The following is a 2,247-nucleotide window of genomic DNA, read 5'->3' on the forward strand; positions in this document are numbered from 1 at the left end:
CGCTCCCACGAACAGCGAGAGTGCCACGCCCGCGACGAGCAACGTCGACGAGGCCACCGTGCCGATCACGACACGGTGGCGCCGCTGCACGGTCGGTACGGCCGGCACCGCCGACCCACCCGCCGACCCACCCGCCGGGAGGGCGGGCGGGTCGGCGGTGCTCGTCGCTGGGGTGGTCACGCGCGTCAGGCCTGCTGTGCTGCCGCGATGATGTCGGGCACGACGTTCTCCAGCGCCCACGGCAGGCTCAGGGGCGAGGAGGCGGAGATCGAGAGGACCTGCTGCTCGTCGGTCTGCACGACCATCCGCCCGGCCTCGACGGCGGGGATGCGCCCGAGCAGCGGGTCGGACTCGATGGCCTCGCGGACCTCGGGGGAGGCGGCGTAGGTGACGAGGATGTCGGAGACCAGCTCGTCGGCGCGCTCGGGTGACCAGGTCACCGCGAACTCCTCGGGCGAGCCGCTCGACGCCTCGGCGACGACCGGCGCCTGGACCATCCCGAGCTGCTCGAGGAAGCGGGGGCGGTTGTCGACGTCGGTGAAGGCGTAGATCTTCTCCGCCGCGTCGGGGTCGACGGTGCCGTAGATGAAGGTCGTGTCGCGGATTCCCGGGTTGTCCGAGGCGACCTGATCGATCTGCCCCTCGACGTCCGTGATGAGCTCCTCGGCGGCCTCGGAACGGCCGAGGGCCTCGCCGATCAGCCGGGTCGAGTCCTGCCAGGCGGTGCCGAACGCGACATCGCCCTCCGGCATCGCGATGGTGGGGGCGATCTTCGAGAGGGTCTCGTACTCCTCTGCGGTCATCCCGGAGTAGACACCCAGGATGAGGTCCGGCTCAAGGGCCGCGATCGCCTCGGTGTTGATTCCGTCGGTCTCGGAGTACAGCGTCGGCATGTCACCGCCGACCTCCTCCAGCTCCGCGTCGAACCAGTCGGTGGACCCGTTCGCGTTGGCGCCGAACGAGTTGCGGGGCATCCCCACCGGAACCACACCCAGCGCCAGGGAGACGTCGGCGTTGACCCAGGAGATGGTGGCCACCCGCTGGGGCGCCTCCGCGATCTCGGTCTCGCCGTAGGCGTGCGCGATGGTGCGGGGGAACTCGCCCTGCCGCTCAACCTCGCCTCCCGCGCCGGCGTCCCCGCCGTCGCCGACGGCGCCGGTCGAGCACCCGGCCAGCACGGCCAGGAGCGCCGCGAAGGCCGCGAGGGCCACGAGGACCGCCCGGGCCCGAGGGAGCGCGGGGCCGTCAGGTCCGTCGAGCGTCAGCCGGGATCGTGCAGCGGGTGCGGTCATGGGGTCTCCGTCTGGTGTGGAACGTCGCCCGGCCCGCAAACGACCCGAGCCACTTAGGCTTGGCTTACCTTGGTGGGCGTCACGGTAGCGGGATCCGAACCCCCGACGCAACAGCTACGTCAAAGATTTCCACTTCACCTGTCCCGCAACGTGATTCATGTCACTCTGCTGTTGTTTAGGTAAGCCTACCCTGCATAGCGTTCGGTCGCGCCACTGTCCCCGAGTAGGTCGGAGTACCCGTGAACGATCCATTGTTGAGCAGCCGGAACCGGGAGGCCCACGCCGCCGCCCTGGCTGCCGCGACCGCCGAGGTGAGCCGGTATCTCGACGGTCGGACCACGCCGCGCTCGTCCGCGTCGCCCTCGACGTTGGAAGCGCAGACCGCCGCCGTCGATCTCGCCGCACCGCTGGGCACGCTGGACAGGGCACTCGAGGAGGTCCGGGAGCTCTACCTCGACCACGCCGTCGGCTACCACCACCCGCGCTACCTCGCCCACCTCAACTGCCCGATCACCATCCCGGCGGTCGCCGCCGAGGCACTCGCGACATCGGTCAATACGGCTGTGGAGACCTGGGACCAGGGAGCGTCGGCGTGTCTGATCGAACAGAGGCTCATCGACTGGGTCACCGGGCTCATCGGTTTCGACGCCACCCCCCGCCCGGACGGCGTCTTCACCACCGGCGGTACCGCCTCCAACCTGCAGGGCCTGTTCACCGCCCGCGAGGACCGCCTCTCCCGACACGGCCCCGGGCGCCGGGGGGCGGAGCGGGACACGGACCGCGGCGCCCGACTGACCCGCCTGCGCATCGTCACCGGCGAACACGCCCACCTCAGCGTGGTCAAGGCGGCCCGCCTGCTGGGACTCTCGCCGGATGCGGTCATCGCCCTGCCCGGTGACGGCGACCGGATGGACCCCGCGACCCTGGACCGCACCCTGTCCGCGCTGGCCGACGC

At 71.1% G+C, this 2,247-nt stretch carries 2 protein-coding genes and 1 pseudogene; 1 reads left to right on the forward strand and 2 read right to left on the reverse strand.

The genetic code is table 11. From position 1 onward, the window contains the following. Positions 1-180 (reverse strand): annotated as a pseudogene (locus G6023_RS15790) (hypothetical protein); the annotation flags it as partial. A gap of 5 nt (positions 181-185) precedes the next feature. Next, positions 186-1,292 (reverse strand): iron-siderophore ABC transporter substrate-binding protein, encoded by a 1,107-nt coding sequence (locus G6023_RS14350; RefSeq protein ID WP_182636145.1) that lies wholly within the window; start codon positions 1,290-1,292, stop codon positions 186-188. Between the two features lie 239 nt (positions 1,293-1,531). On the opposite strand from G6023_RS14350, the gene G6023_RS14355 reads away from it, so the two are divergent. Beyond that, a partial coding sequence (locus tag G6023_RS14355; protein ID WP_347570779.1) for a pyridoxal phosphate-dependent decarboxylase family protein occupies positions 1,532-2,247 on the forward strand: 716 nt, incomplete at its 3' end.

It is taken from the genome of Dietzia sp. DQ11-71 (assembly GCF_014144995.1).
Classification (GTDB): Bacteria; Actinomycetota; Actinomycetes; order Mycobacteriales; family Mycobacteriaceae; genus Dietzia; species Dietzia kunjamensis.